Origin of the sequence: Variovorax atrisoli (assembly GCF_014195185.1) — a bacterium.
Classification (GTDB): domain Bacteria; phylum Pseudomonadota; class Gammaproteobacteria; order Burkholderiales; family Burkholderiaceae_C; genus Variovorax; species Variovorax atrisoli.
Map to the genome: position 1 here is coordinate 458,384 of NZ_JACIBG010000004.1, position 15,496 is coordinate 473,879.

Here is a 15,496-nt window from a genome sequence, read left to right on the forward strand (position 1 = left end):
AAGCCGGTTCCTCGGCGTCCCTTGAACAACTCGCGCCCCAATGCCTGCACTTGCCCTGCTACTGAACGCCTTCGTCTGGGGCGTCTCCTGGTTCCCCTTCCGACAGATCGCGGGCCACGGCCTGCATCCGCTGTGGACCACCTGCCTGATCTACACGGCCATCGCCGTGCTGATGGGCGTGCTGCGCTGGCATGCCTGGAAAGGCTTCGCGGCCTTCCCGATGCTGGCGGTGCTGGGCCTGGCGGCAGGCTTCACCAACGTGGGCTTCAACTGGGCCGTGACGCAGGGCGACGTGGTGCGCGTGGTGCTCCTCTTCTACCTGATGCCGCTGTGGAGCGTGCTGCTGGCCTGGCTGCTGCTCGGCGAGCGGCCCACCGGCGGCGCGCTGGCGCGGGTGGCGCTTGCGCTCACGGGCGTGGCGGTGGTGCTGAAGGCACCCGGCGCCGACTGGCCGGTGCCGTCGAGTCTGCCCGACTGGCTGGGCGTGGCGGCGGGCTTCGGCTTCGCCGTCACCAACATCGCGCTGCGCCATCTGCGGCAGGCGCCCGGCGAGTCGCGCGCGCTGGCGATGTTCTGCGGCTGCGCCTTCGTGGCCGGCGTAGCGGCGATGAGCGGCACTGCGCTCGGCGCGTTCGATTCGCCGCTGCGCGCCGCGCCGGGCTGGCTGGGCTGGGCCGCACTGCTGGGCACGGCCTTCGTCCTCGCCAACGTGTGCCTGCAGTACGGTGCGGCGCGGCTCACGGCCTCGGCGACCTCGGTGATCATGCTGTCGGAGGTGCTGTTCGCAAGCGTCTCCTCCGTGGCACTGGGCGCGGCCGCGATGGACTCGCGCATCCTCGTGGGTGGCTCGCTGATCGTGCTCGGCGCGGTCTGGGCGGCGTTTGCGCGAACGCCCGTGCGGCGCGATGATCGCGCCACTTCGTCTCCCACCTGAGGAAAAACAGCATGGCCAGCGTCTACGATTTCGAAGCCAACCTGATCGACGGCAAGCCGGTGAAGCTCTCCGCCTTCAAGGGCAAGGTGCTGCTGATCGTCAACACCGCCAGCAAGTGCGGCTTCACGCCGCAGTTCGCGGGACTGGAGGCACTGCACGAGAAGTACGCCGACAAGGGCCTCGCGGTGCTGGGCTTCCCCTCCAACCAGTTCGGCGGCCAGGACCCGGGCACCAACGAGGAGATCGGCGCCTTCTGCATGAAGAACTACGGCGTGAGCTTCCCGATGATGGAGAAGATCGACGTGAACGGCGCGAACGCCGCTCCGCTCTACAAGTGGCTCACGAAAGAGAAGCCGGGCCTTCTGGGCAGCACGGCCATCAAGTGGAACTTCACGAAGTTCCTCATCGGCCGCGACGGCACCGTGATCAAGCGCTACGCGCCGCTGGACACGCCGGCTTCGCTGGAGCGCGACGTCGAGGCCGCGCTGGCCGCGGCCTGAGCGGCCATCCGCTGCCGCGTCAGAACCTGAAGTCGGCCGTCTTCGGCCCGCCGCCCACCGTCACGGTCTGGCTCTTCACCGCGCCGCCGGGCGCCGCGACGTCGATCACGTAGCGCCCGTTGGGCACGTCGACCAGGCAGACCGGGCCGCTCGCGCGGAACGCCAGCGCGGCGGCGCTGCCGGCGTCGCCGCCCTTGATGGTCACGTCCACGTTCGCCATGTAGGCGCCGTCGGCGCGGGCGAACAGCAGCGCGAGCGGATGCTCCTTCATGGCCGCGCGCATCGCCGTCGATTCGTCGGAGCCGATGCCGCCGCAAACGTAGCGCGCCGACCCTGCGCCCTGCCACTGGGGCATGGCGCCCTGGGCCTGCGCGGCCATCGCGCCGCCCGCGCAGAGGCAGGCCAGCAGGACGCGACGCAGCGTGGCGGAGGTAGTGGATGCGGGCAGAAGGTGGAACATGGCGCTTTCTCCTTGCAGATTCGGTGCGGCCATGATGCGCCGCGGACCGGCGCCGCGCGAGTCGGACCAGCCCCCTCACGCTTGTCCGACGGCGCCTGCGATCAGCCCTTGCCGGGCGCCAGCGCCGCGTCCAGCAGCTCGACCCAGTGCCGCACGGGCGTGTCCTCGCTGCCGCTTTGCAGATGGGTGATGCAGCCGATGTTGGCCGAGGCGATCACCGACGGACGAAGCTGCTTCAGGTGCCCCAGCTTGCGGTCGCGCAGCGGGTAGGCCAGCTCGGGCTGCAGCACCGAGTAGGTGCCGGCCGAGCCGCAGCACAGGTGCGATTCGTTCATCGCCACGCGCATGTCGAAGCCCAGCGCGCGCAGGTGCGTCTCGACGCCGCCGCGCAGCTTCTGGCCGTGCTGCAGCGTGCACGGCGGGTGGTAGGCCACCACGCCCTCGGGCGCCTTCACGCGCGACTTCAGCGCGGGCACGATGTCGGGCAGCAGCTCGCCCAGGTCGCGCGTGAGTTCGCTGATGCGCGCGGCCTTCAGCGCATAGGCCGCGTCGTGCTGCAGCATGTGGCCGTACTCGCGCACGGTGACGCCGCAGCCCGAGGCGTTCATGACGATGGCCTCGACCTCGTTGCGCTCCACGAGCGGCCACCACGCGTCGATGTTGGCGCGCATCTGGGCCTTGCCGCCCTCCTGGTCGTTCAGGTGGAACTTCACCGCGCCGCAGCAGCCGGCCTCGGGCGCGATCACCGCCTGGATGCCGGCCGCGTCGAGCACGCGCGCGGTGGCGGCGTTGATGTTGGGCATCATCGACGGCTGCACGCAGCCCGCGAGCATCAGCACCTTGCGCGCATGCGTGGCCGTGGGCCATGCGCCGGCCTCCTGCTTCGCCGGCACCTTGGCCTTCAGCGCCTCGGGCAGCAGCCCGCGCACCGACTGGCCCAGCTTCATCGCGGGGCCGAAGAGCGGCGACGGCAGGCCTTCCTTGAGCACCCAGCGCTGTGCGGACTCCATTGCGGGCCGCGGCACCTTCTCGTCGACGATCCTGCGGCCGATATCGACCAGGTGGCCGTACTGCACGCCGCTCGGGCAGGTGCTCTCGCAATTGCGGCAGGTGAGGCAGCGGTCGAGGTGCAGCTGCGTGCTGCGCGTCGGCTCCTTGCCCTCGAGCACCTGCTTGATGAGATAGATGCGCCCGCGCGGACCATCGAGCTCGTCGCCGAGCAGCTGGTAGGTCGGGCAGGTGGCGGTGCAGAAGCCGCAGTGCACGCACTTGCGCAGGATGGCCTCGGCCTCGCGGCCTTCGTCGGTGCCTTTGAATTCGGGGGCGAGCTCGGTTTGCATGTCTTCTGTTCTTGTTCTCAGTGGGCGGGCAGCAGGCGGCCGCGGTTGAAGATGCCGTGCGGATCGAACTCGCGCATCAGCGCGCGCTGGATGCGCTCGACGGGTGCGCTCAGCGCGTCGAAGCGCGGCGCGACGGCCCCCTGCGCGCCCGAGCCCGGCATGCGGAACAGCGTGGCATGGCCGCCCGCCGCGCGCGCGATCTCGCGGATGCGCGCGGCCTGCGAGGGCGGCGCCTTGTACCAGCGCTGGCCGCCGTGCCATTCGATCAGCGGCGCGGCACCGTCGATCGACAGCACCGGCGCGGTCTGCGGCACCGACACGCGCCAGAGCGCATCGGGCCCCTCGCCGGTGGCGAACCACGGCAGCTGCTGGTCGCGCAGCGATTGCCAGTCGGCGGCGGCGCGCGCGTTGTCCTTGCGCTCGCCGCCCAGGTGTTCGCACGCGGCTTCCACGGCGGCGACCGCACCGCGCAGCCGCAGGTAGAGCGCGCCCGCCCCGGCGTATTCGAACCAGCAGCTCGCGTTCAGCGGCAGCGGCCGGCCGCCCCATTCGTTGAGCAGCCGCAGCGCATCGGCCTGGGTGCAGGCGAACTCCAGCGTGGCCTCGGCGGGCGGTACGGGAAGCACCTTGAGACTGACCTCGGCGATCACGCCCAGCGTGCCGAGCGAACCGGCGAGCACGCGCGAGACGTCATAGCCCGCGACGTTCTTCATCACCTGGCCGCCGAAGCTCAGCACCTCGCCGCGGCCGTTGACCAGCGTGGCGCCGAGCACGTAGTCGCGCACCGAACCGACGCTGGCGCGCGCCGGGCCGCTGAGTCCGGCAGCGACCATGCCGCCCACCGTGCCGCCGCCGCCGAAGCACGGCGGCTCGAAGGGCAGGCACTGACCCTTCTCGGCGAGTGCGGCTTCGAGTTCGGCCAGGGGGGTGCCCGCGCGAACGGTGACGACCAGCTCGCTCGGTTCGTAGCTCGTGATGCCGGCGAGGTCCGCGGTGCTCAGCACTTCGCCTTGCGGTATCTCGCCATAGAAGTCCTTCGTGCCGCCGCCGCGAATGCACAGCGGCTCGGCTTCTGCAGCCGCGGCACGAATTCGCTCGACCATGTGGTTCAGTGCAGTGTCGATGCTCATCGTGGGCTCTGTATTTGATGTCGTTGTTCGGGGTGCGTGCACAGGCCGCCGGGTGCTCCCCTCAGCGAATGTCCCCCGTCGACGTGATCGCGCTGCGAAAGAGAAAAGCCGGCCTTCATCAGAACCTCGGCAGATCGGGATGCGGCAGCCTGCCCCCACGCACCACCTGCTTGCCGTACTCGGCGCAGCGCTGCAGCGTGGGAATCACCTTGCCTGGGTTGAGCATGCCCTCGGGGTCGAAGGCGCGCTTCACGCCGAACATCTGCTCGTTCTCTGCGGCGGTGAACTGCACGCACATGCTGTTGAGCTTTTCCACGCCCACGCCATGCTCGCCCGAGACGGTGCCGCCCATCGCGACACTGGTCTCCAGGATGTCCGCGCCGAAGAGCTCGCAGCGGTGCAGCTCGTCGGGGTCGTTGGCGTCGAACAGCACCAGCGGATGCAGGTTGCCGTCGCCCGCGTGGAAGACGTTGCAGCAGCGCAGGTCGTACTTCTTTTCCATCTCCTGGATGGCCAGCAGGATGTCGGCCAGGCGCTTGCGCGGGATGGTGGAGTCCAGGCACATGTAGTCGGGGCTGATGCGGCCCGAGGCGGGGAACGCGTTCTTGCGTCCGCTCCAGAACCTCATGCGCTCTTCCTCGCTGCTGCTGCAGGCGATGGCGGTGGCGCCCGAGGCGCGCAGCACGGCGGTCATGCGACCAATCTCTTCCTCCACCTCCTCGGGCGTGCCGTCGGATTCGCACAGCAGGATGGCGGCGGCGTCGAGGTCGTAGCCGGCGCGCACGAAATCTTCGACCGCAGCGGTCATGGGCTTGTCCATCATCTCCAGGCCGGCGGGGATGATGCCGGCCGCGATCACCGCGGCCACCGCGTCACCGGCCTTCCGCACGTCGTCGAAGCTGGCCATGATGCAGCGCGCGAGCTGCGGCTTGGGCACCAGCTTGACGGTGACCTCGGTGGTCACGGCCAGCATGCCTTCGCTGCCGATGACCAGCGCGAGCAGGTCTAGGCCCGGCGCGTCGAGCGCCTCGCCGCCGAACTCGATCGCCTCGCCCTCGGCGGTGAAGCCGCGCACCCGCATCACGTTGTGCAGCGTGAGCCCGTACTTGAGGCAGTGCACGCCGCCCGAGTTCTCGGCCACGTTGCCGCCGATGGTGCAGGCGATCTGGCTCGACGGATCGGGCGCGTAGTAGAGGTTGAAGGGCGCGGCCGCCTCGCTGATGGCGAGGTTGCGCACCCCGCACTGGACCACGGCCGTGCGGCTCACCGGATCGATCTTCAGGATGCGGTTGAACCTGGCGAGCGACAGCGTCACGCCCATGGTGTGCGGCATGGCGCCGCCCGAGAGTCCGGTGCCCGCGCCGCGCGCGACCACCGGCACGCCGAGCTGGTGGCAGGTCTTGAGCACGGCAGCCACCTGCGCCTCGGTCTCGGGCAGGGCCACCACCAGCGGGCGGGCGCGGTAGGCGGTGAGGCCGTCGCACTCGTAGGGGGTGGTGTCCTCGTCGTGCCAGATCAGCGCGTGGGCCGGCAGGTGAGGCTGCAGCGCTCGCACGATCTGCGACTGGCGCTCCGTTTTCTGTAGCGAATCGTGTTGCGTGGGGGTCAGCGGCGCGTTCATGCGGCGGCCTCTTTCTTTATTTCTTGCTCGCGGGATGTCTCGTGTTTACCGCACTCTACGGACATTCCGGCCGAGCCGGGTTGATGGTTTTTCGCCGGCAGCTTGAAAGAACTTCGCGCCCGGCCGTCCGGTTCAGCGCAGGCTCTGCCCCAGCCAGTCGGCGAAAGCCGCGCACTCCCAGCGCTCCAGCGTGCCCGGCTGCCAGCAGATGTAGTGCCGGTGCGGCGAGACCACCGCCTGGTCGGACAGCGCCACCAGCCGCCCCGACTCGAACCACTCCGCACCCAGCTTCTGCCGCACAAGCGCCACGCCGAAGCCGCTCGCGGCCGCGTCGTACATCAGCCCCAGGTCGTTGAACTGCGAGCCGATGGCGGGCTCGGGCTGGTCGATGCCGCAACTGGCGAACCAGGTGCCCCAGGGTTCGAGCGGGCTGCGGATCAGGCGCGCGGCGGCGATCTCGGCCGCGCTGCGAAAGCCCGTGAAGGGGCCGAACTCGTTGAGGTAGCTCGGGCTGCAGGCAGGCACCACCTGCTCTTCGATCAGCAGCCGGTGCTCGCAGTCGGCATAGCCGCCGGGGCCGTAGCGCACCTCGAGGTCGGCCTGCTCGGCCGTCACGTCGAGCAGCGGGATCGACACCTGCAGCACCAGCTCGATGTCGGGATAGATGTTGCGGAACAGCTCCAGCCTCGGCATGAGGAACTGCCGGCTGAAGGTGGGGGTGACCGCGATGCGCAGCCGCGTGGCGCGCTGCGCGGCACTGCCGCCCAGAGGCGTGGCCTGCAGCGCCGCGAGCCCCGTTCGCACGTTCGCGAGATAGGCGGCACCATCGGCCGTGAGGCTGAAGTCGCCGCGGCCGAAGAGCTTGAAGCCGACATGCGATTCGAGCTGCCGGATGCGGTGGCTCACAGCGCTGGGCGTGACGCACAGCTCGTCGGCCGCGCGGCCCGCATGGCGCAGGCGCGCCACGGCCTCGAAGGTCAGCAGGCACTGGATCGGCGGGATGTGCTGCAGGGCCATGCGTGGCGCCCGGTGCTGCGTTCTCGGTTCGGCTCGGCTCAGTCTTCGAAGAAGCTGACCGGCAGGCCGGGCGTGTCGACGCGCATCGAGATCACCGTGCCCGAGGCGGGCCGCTGCGCGATCTCGGCGGCGGGCCTGCCCTTGCGGCCGCTGGTGACGAACAGCGTCTTCAGGTCGTCGCCGCCGAAGCAGGGCATGGTCGGGCACTGCACGGGCACGGGCACCGCGGCGACGATCTCGCCCGTGGGCGCGAAGCGCAGCAGCTGCGCGCCTTCGAACATGGCGACCCAGTAGTTGCCCTGCGCGTCGACGGTGGCGCCGTCGGGGCGGCCCTGGTAGCCCAGCGGCGCATCGACGGTCCAGCCCTCGCGCTTGGCGTCGAACTGGTGGAACACGCGGGCGTGCGAGAGCGAGTTGGCCTCGGCATCCCAGTCCCATGCGCAGACCACGTGCGCGGCGGTGTCGGCCCAGTAGAGGGTGCGCGCATCGGGCGAGAAGGCCAGGCCGTTGGCGGTGGTGGACTCGTTGGCCATCTGCGTGAGCGTGGGCGAGACGCCTGTGCCGGGGCGCGCGTCGAAGCAATAGAGCGCGGCGTTGGCGCGGTCCTTCGCCTCGTTGAGCGACCCACCCCAGAAGCGGCCCAGCGGGTCGCACTTGCCGTCGTTGAAGCGCATGGTGCGCACGTCGTGCTCGACGCGCGCCATCACGGCCAGCTCGCCACCCCATTCGCGCGCACGGTAGATGCCGTCGCGCAGTGCGATCACCAGGCCGCCGCTGCGCGCGGGCGCCATGCAGCCGGGTTCGGTGGGCAGGGGCCAGCGCTCGACCTTCGCGCCCGGCGACCCGATCTCACCGCGCGTGCGCAGCACTGCACGGCCGGGAATGTCGAGCCAGTAGAGCGATCGTTCTTCGGGATGCCAGAACGGCGATTCGCCGAGCTCGCAGAGGCTGTCTTCGATGGAGGTCCACATGGTGGCGAGATTTTGCTCCCGCCCGCCGGGGCCCCGGACAAAAAAAAGCCCGCTGGCGCCGAAGCGCTCGCGGGCTGAACATCCAAAGGAGACCTCGCTTGAAACTTTTTCTTCAGTCGGGGAACACCGCGGAACCGGCTTTGCCGGGCCGCTGGTGTTGCCCCCTGCAAGGGGGAAGGCGCGCGCGACACGAAGTGCGCGAAGCCTGGGGGTTTACCTGTTGTATGCGGTCTCGCCGTGCGAGGAGATGTCGAGGCCTTCGCGCTCTTCTTCTTCCGACACACGCAGGCCGAGGGTCAGGTCGGCGATCTTGTAGGCGATGAAGGCCACGACGCCAGACCACACGATCGTGAGCAGCACGCTCTTGATCTGGATCCAGACCTGTGCGCCCATCGCGAAGGTGTCGGGGGTCGCGCCGCCGGTGCCGCCCAGGCCCTTGGCCGCGAACACGCCGGTCAGGATGGCACCCAGGATACCGCCCACGCCGTGGACGCCGAACACGTCGAACGCGTCGTCGGCACCGAGCATACGCTTCAGGCCGCCCACGCCCCACAGGCAGACCAGGCCGGCCAGCAGGCCCAGCACGATCGAACCCATCGGACCGACGAAGCCGGCGGCGGGCGTGACGGCCACCAGGCCGGCGACGGCACCGGATGCTGCACCCAGCATCGAGGCCTTGCCCTTGTGCAGGCTCTCGCCCAGGATCCACGACAGGGCCGCGGCGGCGGTGGCGAGCACCGTGTTCACGAAGGCCAGGCCGGCGACGGCGTTGGCAGCACCGGCCGAGCCGGCGTTGAAGCCGAACCAGCCGACCCACAGCAGCGAAGCGCCGACCATGGTGAGCGTGAGCGAGTGAGGCGTGAAGGCTTCCTTGCCGTAGCCGACGCGCTTGCCGACCATGTAGGCGCCGACCAGGCCGGCCACACCGGCGTTGATGTGCACCACGGTGCCGCCGGCGAAGTCCAGAGCGCCGTCCTTGCCCAGCAGGCCGCCGCCCCACACGATGTGGGCGATCGGCACGTAGCTGAAGGTGAACCACAGCACCGAGAACAGCAACACGGCCGAGAACTTGGCGCGCTCCGCGAAGGCGCCGACGATCAGCGCCACGGTGATGGCCGCGAAGGTGCCCTGGAAGGCGACGAACACGTATTCGGGAATCGTGGTCAGCGCGCCGAAGGTCTCCTGCGTGATGCCCTTCATGAAGATCTTGTCGAATCCTCCGAAGAAGTTGCCGTCACCCGAGAAGGCCAGGCTGTAGCCGTAGACGGCCCACAGGATGCTGATCAGCGAGAAGATCACGAAGACCTGCATCAGCACCGACAGCATGTTCTTCGAGCGGCCCAGGCCGCCATAGAACAGCGCGAGGCCGGGGATGGTCATCAGGATCACGAGAAGGGTCGAAGTCAGCATCCAGGCGGTGTCGCCGGAGTCGATCTTCGGAGCGGGGGCCGCGGCGGGCGCAGCAGGAGCTGCATCGGCGGCGGCCGGGGCTGCCGCTGCGGGAGCAGCAGCCGGGGCGGGCGCGGCGGCAGCGGGTGCCGACGCGGCCGGAGCCTCGGCGGTTGCCGCGGCGGGAGTCTGCGCGAAGCCGGTGGTACCGGCAGCCAACACGCTCAAGCCGAGCGCAAGAGAGACAAGCAGTTTTTTCATAGTCGTTGTTCTTTCGGGCCAGGACTCGATCAGAGGGCTTCGCGGCCCGTTTCGCCGGTGCGGATGCGAACGACCTGTTCGAGGTTGTAGACGAAGATCTTGCCGTCGCCGATCTTGCCGGTGCGCGCAGCGCCTTCCACCGCCTCGATCACGCGATCGACGAGGTCGTCGGAGACGGCCGCTTCGATCTTGACCTTGGGCAGGAAGTCGACCACGTATTCAGCGCCGCGGTAGAGCTCCGTGTGGCCCTTCTGGCGGCCGAAACCCTTCACCTCGGTGACGGTGATCCCCTGCACGCCGATGGCCGACAGCGCTTCGCGCACTTCGTCGAGCTTGAACGGTTTGATGATGGCTGTGACCAGCTTCATGAGTTTTCTCCTTCGGATGGAAATGAAGTGGCGCGGCAGCTTGGGCCACGCCTCGTTGTTGTATGGCTTACAGCGTCTTCGTCAGCGTGACGATGAAGCGGGCCTTGTTCGGCGAGTAGTAGGTCGTGCCGAAGGTGCCGAAGCCGAAGTCGACGCCCGGGTTGCTCACCGCGAGGTACGAGTTCTTCTTGTTGGCGCCCTGGACCGAGCCGGTCAGCGACAGGCCGTTGCCGAAGTCGTAGCTCGCGCCGATGTTGTAGTCGACGTAGCTCTTGTAGCCCAGGCTGCGGATGTCGCTGGACATGTTGGTGAAGCCCACGGCGGCCTTCAGCGTGACCTTGGGCACGATCTCCTTGCTGTACGACAGGTTCAGGTAGCCCGTGTTCGTGCCCTTCAGGCCCGAGCCGGCCTTGTTGCCTGCGTAGCCGAAGTAGTCCTTCGACACGGTGTGCGAGTACTTGGCGGTGAAGGAGCCGAAGCTGTCGTTCGCGTAGGTGGCGCCGACGTACAGCTCGGTGGTGTTGCCCGAGGAGTTGCCCGGGTAGATGTAGGTGAGCGCACCGACGTCCATGTCCAGCGGGCCGGCCTTGAACTTGTAGCCGCCGTAGACGTCCATCTCGATGCTGTTGCCCTTGAGCCAGTTGACGCTGGAGTTCCAGTTGCCGACGTAGAAGCCGCTGTCGCCGAAGGCGTAGTCCAGGCCGCCCTGGATGGCGGGCTTGAAGCCCTTGGTCTTGGCGTAGTCGTTCTTGCCGATCATGTCCTGGTCCTGGCCACGGAACTTGTAGTTCGTGGTGATCGACACGTTGCCCGTGAGGTTCGGTGCGGGTGCCGCAGCCGGTGCTGCTGCGGCGTCGGTCGTTGCAGTCTGCGCCAGGGCCGCGCCGGACGCGGTCAATGCGGTGGCCAGAACGATCAGCGCCTGGGCGGCGGTACGGTGCGTCATCAGGGAACTCCTCGAAGGTGTGTTGTGGGACCGAGGGGTTCAAAGCAGGGAGCGTGCCAAAGTGCACGAATGCCTCCTCTCGCAACCGCCCCCACGTCGTGGTTGAGAGCCAAATCGTTACAACACCTGTTGCGAGTGGTTGCAGATGCACGGTGCGCCGCACCACCGCGGGAACGCCCAAAAAGTGCGCACCATCTTGGGGAGAGGGAGAGGAATGGGACTGTCTTTGGTGCAAAGCCGCGCCTTGCTGGGTCTTGAAGCGGCCAGTGTCACGGTAGAGGTGCATCTGGCGAACGGTTTGCCCAGCTTCACGCTGGTCGGACTGGTCGAAACGGAGGTCAAGGAGGCGCGCGAGCGCGTGCGCTCGGCGCTCCAGAACGCGGGGCTGGAATTTCCCAATAACAAACGCATCACGGTCAACCTCGCGCCGGCCGACCTGCCGAAGGACTCCGGGCGCTTCGACCTGCCCATCGCGCTGGGCATCCTCGCCGCCAGCGGCCAGATCGACGACGCGAAGCTCGCCGGCCACGAGTTCGCCGGCGAGCTCTCGCTGTCGGGTGAGCTGCGGCCCGTCCGCGGCGCCCTGGCCATGGCGCTCGCCCTGCACACGCGCGGCGTCGCGACCCGGCTGGTGCTGCCCCTGGAGAGTGCGCTGGAGGCGGCCCTGGTGCCGGGCGGCGAGGTCTACGGCGCGAAGCACCTGCTGGACGTGGTGCGCCAGTTCGTGGCGACCGACGAGGAAGCCTCCCAGCTGCCCGACACCGCGGACGACGGCTGGGCCCGCATCCACGCCGCGCCCGACGTGGCGCCACCCCGCTACGCCGACCTGGCCGAAGTCAAGGGCCATACCGGCGTCAAGCGCGTGCTCGAGATCGCCGCGGCGGGCGGCCACAGCCTGCTGATGGTGGGCGAGCCCGGCTCGGGCAAGTCGATGCTGGCCCAGCGCTTCGCCGGCCTGCTGCCCGCGATGCACATCGACGAGGCACTGGAGAGCGCCGCAGTGGCCAGCCTGGGCGGGCGCTTCGCGACGCAGCGCTGGCGCGTGAGGCCTACCTGTGCTCCGCACCACACTGCGAGCGCCGTGGCGCTGGTCGGCGGAGGCTCGCCGCCGCGCCCCGGGGAAATCTCGCGCGCGCACCATGGCGTCCTCTTCCTCGACGAATTCCCCGAGTTCGCCCGATCCGCCCTCGAAGCGCTGCGCGAGCCGCTGGAGACCGGCACGATCACCATCGCGCGCGCCGCGCAGCGCGCCGAGTTCCTCGCGCGCTTCCAGCTCGTCGCCGCGATGAACCCCTGCCCCTGCGGCTATCTCGGCTCCTCGGCGCGGCCCTGCCGCTGCACGCCGGAACAGGTCTCGCGCTACCAGGGAAAGCTCAGCGGCCCGCTGCTCGACCGCATCGACCTGCACATCGAAGTGCCGCCGGTCTCGGCCCAGCTGCTGCTCGAAGCGCCTGCGGGCGAATCGACCGACAGCATCCGCGAACGCGTCGTCGCCGCACGCGAGCGCGCGATGCAGCGCCAGGGCCATGCCAACCAGTCACTGCACGGCGCGGCCATCGACCGCCACGCGGCCCTCGACGACACGGCCCGCGCATTCATGTTCAACGCCGCCGCCAAGCTCGGATGGTCCGCGCGCAGCACGCACCGGGCGCTGAAGGTGGCGCGCACGATTGCGGATCTGGCAGGGTCGGAGGCGGTGCAGGTCGGGCACCTGGCGGAGGCGGTGCAGTACCGAAGGGCGCTGCGCGGGGCTGCCTAGAAGTAGAAGAAGAAAAAGAAGAAGAGCTTCTCGACGCGACCCTCAGCTCACCAGCGAATCGATCCACTGCGCTGCATGAGTCCCGCCCTGCTCGAAGTAGTGGGTGTGCGCGCCGATGCCCATGCACACGTCATGCTCCGATCCGTAGGGCCCCGGCGCGAAGGCCGGCGCCGGGTTCCAGAGCGTCGCATGGCCGCCCACGGTGTCGATCGCAGGAGGCGGGTCGCACCATAGCCAGCGGCCGACGTAGTCGCCGGTGGTGTACAGGTTGACCCACCGGTTGGCGCCGACGTCGCGGGCGAGCGGGCCGCTGTTGCCCGGCGTCCTGGCCCGGCCCACCCATTCGTAGAGAAGCGGAAAGCGCGCCGCGTACAGCTGCCGCAGCGGGCAACCCGCGGTCAGCAGGTGAAGCTTGCCCTGCAGCTGCGGCCACAGCCGCGTGACGCGGTCCTCGATGCCGGCATCGGCCTGCCATTGCGCGCGGTGCTGCAGGTAGCGCAGGAGTTCGGTGGAGATCACCGTGCCCTGGCTGTGCGCCACGATCACGATACGGTCGTACTGTTGCGCCACGAGGTGTTCGAGCAGCGCCACGTAGCGCGAGAAGATCCGGGCGCGCGGGATGGCGTGGCGCGGGAACTCGCGGAAATGGTTGTCCACGTCCAGTGCCACGTCGAGCGGCAGCCGCAGCCAGGGCACGTAGCGGGACAGCACCCCGCCGAAGGCCGAGAGCGCCGCGGCCGCGGTGGCGGCACTGAGTACCAGGGGCTTGAGCACGCTCTCCGACAGAGGCCCGAACCATTCGATGTACGCGCCGCCTATCAGGTCCTTCGGCAAGATGCCGCAGCGCGCCAGCAGCAGCACGACGCCGACGACGGCAGCCACCACCACGCTGGTTGCCGCAAGCCCGGTGACGACGGCTTCGAGCCGGCGGTAGCCGCCGCTGAGCCAACGCCCCAGATCCTGCGCCGTGCCTACGCCGTTCCTGATTTCGGCGAGCACGCTGGGCACGAGCACCACGATCATGTAGAGCAGCAGCGCCAGCGTAAGGCCTGCCGCGAGCACGAAGGTCTCGGTGCTGCGGAGATAGCGCTGGTGCAGGAAGTTGGAGCCCTTGTCGAAACAGCCCGAGGCCACGTCGAAGATCAGCGGGCAATACGAAGTTCCCTCTGCGCCGAATTCCACCAGCGTGGTGAGCAACGCCCAGATCGCCATCGAGAGAGCGACGAAGGAAGCCATGGACACCATCAGCCCCAACCGCCCGGTCGCCACGCTGCCGCGCGCGGCATCGCCGTCACGAGCCGCGATCTGTCCAAGGACGAACCACAGCAGGAAGGGCACGACCGCCGCGGCCCACCAGATCACGATGCCCAGCAGCATGAACTCGAATGCGCGCATGCCGGCGCGCACCCAGTCGTGCAGGTCGACCGCTTGCGCCCTGGACGCGAACGTGGCCGACACCAGGTGCCCCAGCAACAGCAGCGTCGTGGCCGCGAGGAAGGCGAGCCCCACCGCGCGCATCGCCGGGAAGCGCGCGGCCGCCACCCGCAGGACGTAGTCGAACAGCAGTCCGAGCAGCGCCAGGCAGCCCACGCCCACCACCCAGTGCGCCGGCACCCAGTGCAGCAGCGCCGTGGCGGCTATCGCGCAGGCTGCCGCAGCGAAGCGGTTCGCAGGCCGCGCACCATACCGGTAGCAGTACCACCACAGCGCGAGCGCCGGCGCTGCCACGGCCAGCACCGTGCGCAGCACGGCGGTGTGCGGCTGCGCTACGCCCCAGGCGACGATCAGCAGCCCGATGAGCAGCAGCTGCGAGAACAGGTTGGCCAGCAGGTTGGAAAAGGCCCAGTCCAGCCCTCGCTGCAGGTTCGCCAGCCATTGCCAGCGGCGCGGTGGCTTGCCGTCCGGCTGCCGCAGCCCGGCCTCGGCACTCGCGCGATCCACTGCATCGCGCCCCAGCAGCGAGAGGCGGAACACGACGGTGAAGAGTTCGGTGACGATGCGCGGCAGCACACCCGACAGCCGCGACAGGTCGGCCCAGTACATCTCGTGCACGTCCACCTGCTGCGGCGATGCGCCCGCAGCGGATGCGGTGCGGGTCATGCGGATGCGAGCGGCTTCGTAGGCCTCGTTGTCGGCGCCCTTCCACTTGGAGAGCAGGTAGTCGCTGAAGGCGATGCCCGCGTCGGCCGAGACCATGGCTCTCGGCGTGGGACCGCGGTTCCTGGCGCCAGCGGAAGCATCCAGCCTGCCCTTGCCGACGATCCACTCATCGCGCACGAAGTCCGAGCGCAGCGATTGCTCGAAGGCCTTTCCCATCGAGTCGGGCGCCTGCATCGATGGCTGGACGCGCCGCGTCGAGCCCGGAGGCAGCGGCTTCGACGAGCGGTTGCCGGCCATCGCCTTCAGCGGCGGCACCGCCACGATGAAGCTGTCGCAGTCGCCATGGCTGTAGCGAGCCGACGGCGTGCCGGCATTCACCATCAGCGAGGCGATGGCGCGCGCAGTGTCGCCGGATTTCTGGTCGGCGACGCCATGGATGGCGACAACGGCCACGCGCTCCGAACGGCGCGCGGCGGCAGTCCCGGGCCGCTCTTCCTCTTCGCTGCTTGTCGTAGCGCTCATGGTCGTCCTCCTGCTCGCCGATGGCCGGCTGCGGTGACACCCACGGGAAGGCGGACTGGCCGAGAGAGAAAGAAAGAAGAGATCAAGCCGGCTTCGCGCGGGAGCGACGCATTCTTCCCGCGCGGCCACGCGCAGCGCCATCCCGCAAAAGCAGGATGCGGACTATGGCCAAAGCCCT

General features: G+C 69.1%; 13 protein-coding genes. 3 read left to right on the forward strand and 10 right to left on the reverse strand.

Features of this window, described 5'->3' with window-relative positions; all coding sequences use genetic code 11:
• Nucleotides 1–40 precede the first annotated feature (40 nt).
• Both FHY06_RS17320 and FHY06_RS17325 read left to right on the forward strand, forming a co-directional pair.
• Complete coding sequence (locus FHY06_RS17320) at nucleotides 41–934, forward strand: DMT family transporter (protein WP_184605880.1); 894 nt, start codon at nucleotides 41–43, stop codon at nucleotides 932–934.
• 11 nt (nucleotides 935–945) lie between these two features.
• The gene (locus FHY06_RS17325; RefSeq protein ID WP_019657972.1) at nucleotides 946–1,434 is read left to right on the forward strand and encodes a glutathione peroxidase; all 489 of its coding nucleotides are present in this window, start codon (nucleotides 946–948) and stop codon (nucleotides 1,432–1,434) included.
• Between the two features lie 19 nt (nucleotides 1,435–1,453).
• On the opposite strand, the gene FHY06_RS17330 is transcribed toward FHY06_RS17325, so the two are convergent.
• The 9 genes from FHY06_RS17330 to FHY06_RS17370 all read right to left on the reverse strand — a co-directional run bounded on the left by FHY06_RS17330 (nucleotide 1,454) and on the right by FHY06_RS17370 (nucleotide 10,937).
• Nucleotides 1,454–1,894: a carboxypeptidase-like regulatory domain-containing protein gene (locus tag FHY06_RS17330; protein ID WP_132800232.1), complete on the reverse strand. Its 441-nt coding sequence runs from the start codon at nucleotides 1,892–1,894 to the stop codon at nucleotides 1,454–1,456.
• A gap of 101 nt (nucleotides 1,895–1,995) precedes the next feature.
• Nucleotides 1,996–3,234: a glycolate oxidase subunit GlcF gene (gene glcF, locus FHY06_RS17335; RefSeq protein ID WP_132751869.1), complete on the reverse strand. Its 1,239-nt coding sequence runs from the start codon at nucleotides 3,232–3,234 to the stop codon at nucleotides 1,996–1,998.
• A gap of 17 nt (nucleotides 3,235–3,251) precedes the next feature.
• Entirely contained in the window at nucleotides 3,252–4,364 is a 1,113-nt protein-coding gene (gene glcE, locus FHY06_RS17340; RefSeq protein WP_184605881.1) for a glycolate oxidase subunit GlcE, read from the reverse strand.
• Nucleotides 4,365–4,482: 118 nt separating this feature from the next.
• Nucleotides 4,483–5,985: an FAD-linked oxidase C-terminal domain-containing protein gene (locus FHY06_RS17345; RefSeq protein WP_126184167.1), complete on the reverse strand. Its 1,503-nt coding sequence runs from the start codon at nucleotides 5,983–5,985 to the stop codon at nucleotides 4,483–4,485.
• 132 nt (nucleotides 5,986–6,117) lie between these two features.
• The gene (locus FHY06_RS17350; RefSeq protein WP_126184168.1) at nucleotides 6,118–7,002 is read right to left on the reverse strand and encodes a LysR substrate-binding domain-containing protein; all 885 of its coding nucleotides are present in this window, start codon (nucleotides 7,000–7,002) and stop codon (nucleotides 6,118–6,120) included.
• A 38-nt stretch (nucleotides 7,003–7,040) separates the two neighbouring features.
• Nucleotides 7,041–7,973 carry an SMP-30/gluconolactonase/LRE family protein gene (locus FHY06_RS17355; protein ID WP_184605882.1) on the reverse strand — a complete coding sequence of 311 codons (933 nt, stop codon included), beginning with the start codon at nucleotides 7,971–7,973 and terminating at the stop codon, nucleotides 7,041–7,043.
• Nucleotides 7,974–8,186: 213 nt separating this feature from the next.
• Complete coding sequence (locus FHY06_RS17360; protein ID WP_026346784.1) at nucleotides 8,187–9,623, reverse strand: ammonium transporter; 1,437 nt, start codon at nucleotides 9,621–9,623, stop codon at nucleotides 8,187–8,189.
• 29 nt (nucleotides 9,624–9,652) lie between these two features.
• Nucleotides 9,653–9,991 carry a P-II family nitrogen regulator gene (gene glnK, locus FHY06_RS17365; protein WP_007833403.1) on the reverse strand — a complete coding sequence of 113 codons (339 nt, stop codon included), beginning with the start codon at nucleotides 9,989–9,991 and terminating at the stop codon, nucleotides 9,653–9,655.
• Between the two features lie 67 nt (nucleotides 9,992–10,058).
• Nucleotides 10,059–10,937: a TorF family putative porin gene (locus FHY06_RS17370; protein ID WP_019657965.1), complete on the reverse strand. Its 879-nt coding sequence runs from the start codon at nucleotides 10,935–10,937 to the stop codon at nucleotides 10,059–10,061.
• Nucleotides 10,938–11,151: 214 nt separating this feature from the next.
• Here FHY06_RS17370 and FHY06_RS17375 point away from each other — a divergent pair, with 214 nt between their 5' ends.
• Nucleotides 11,152–12,696, forward strand: a complete 1,545-nt coding sequence (locus tag FHY06_RS17375; RefSeq protein WP_184605883.1) for a YifB family Mg chelatase-like AAA ATPase — start codon at nucleotides 11,152–11,154, stop codon at nucleotides 12,694–12,696.
• A gap of 42 nt (nucleotides 12,697–12,738) precedes the next feature.
• On the opposite strand, the gene FHY06_RS17380 is transcribed toward FHY06_RS17375, so the two are convergent.
• The gene (locus tag FHY06_RS17380) at nucleotides 12,739–15,318 is read right to left on the reverse strand and encodes a hypothetical protein (protein WP_184605884.1); all 2,580 of its coding nucleotides are present in this window, start codon (nucleotides 15,316–15,318) and stop codon (nucleotides 12,739–12,741) included.
• Nucleotides 15,319–15,496: the final 178 nt, after the last annotated feature.

What these genes read in the sequence shown, in the direction of transcription:
- FHY06_RS17320 (WP_184605880.1), top strand. Translation starts at nt 41, where the DNA reads ATGCCTGCACTTGCCCTGCTACTGAACGCCTTCGTCTGGGGCGTCTCC.
- FHY06_RS17325 (WP_019657972.1), top strand. Translation starts at nt 946, where the DNA reads ATGGCCAGCGTCTACGATTTCGAAGCCAACCTGATCGACGGCAAGCCG.
- FHY06_RS17330 (WP_132800232.1), bottom strand. Translation starts at nt 1,894, where the DNA reads ATGTTCCACCTTCTGCCCGCATCCACTACCTCCGCCACGCTGCGTCGC.
- glcF (WP_132751869.1), bottom strand. Translation starts at nt 3,234, where the DNA reads ATGCAAACCGAGCTCGCCCCCGAATTCAAAGGCACCGACGAAGGCCGC.
- glcE (WP_184605881.1), bottom strand. Translation starts at nt 4,364, where the DNA reads ATGAGCATCGACACTGCACTGAACCACATGGTCGAGCGAATTCGTGCC.
- FHY06_RS17345 (WP_126184167.1), bottom strand. Translation starts at nt 5,985, where the DNA reads ATGAACGCGCCGCTGACCCCCACGCAACACGATTCGCTACAGAAAACG.
- FHY06_RS17350 (WP_126184168.1), bottom strand. Translation starts at nt 7,002, where the DNA reads ATGGCCCTGCAGCACATCCCGCCGATCCAGTGCCTGCTGACCTTCGAG.
- FHY06_RS17355 (WP_184605882.1), bottom strand. Translation starts at nt 7,973, where the DNA reads ATGTGGACCTCCATCGAAGACAGCCTCTGCGAGCTCGGCGAATCGCCG.
- FHY06_RS17360 (WP_026346784.1), bottom strand. Translation starts at nt 9,623, where the DNA reads ATGAAAAAACTGCTTGTCTCTCTTGCGCTCGGCTTGAGCGTGTTGGCT.
- glnK (WP_007833403.1), bottom strand. Translation starts at nt 9,991, where the DNA reads ATGAAGCTGGTCACAGCCATCATCAAACCGTTCAAGCTCGACGAAGTG.
- FHY06_RS17370 (WP_019657965.1), bottom strand. Translation starts at nt 10,937, where the DNA reads ATGACGCACCGTACCGCCGCCCAGGCGCTGATCGTTCTGGCCACCGCA.
- FHY06_RS17375 (WP_184605883.1), top strand. Translation starts at nt 11,152, where the DNA reads ATGGGACTGTCTTTGGTGCAAAGCCGCGCCTTGCTGGGTCTTGAAGCG.
- FHY06_RS17380 (WP_184605884.1), bottom strand. Translation starts at nt 15,318, where the DNA reads ATGAGCGCTACGACAAGCAGCGAAGAGGAAGAGCGGCCCGGGACTGCC.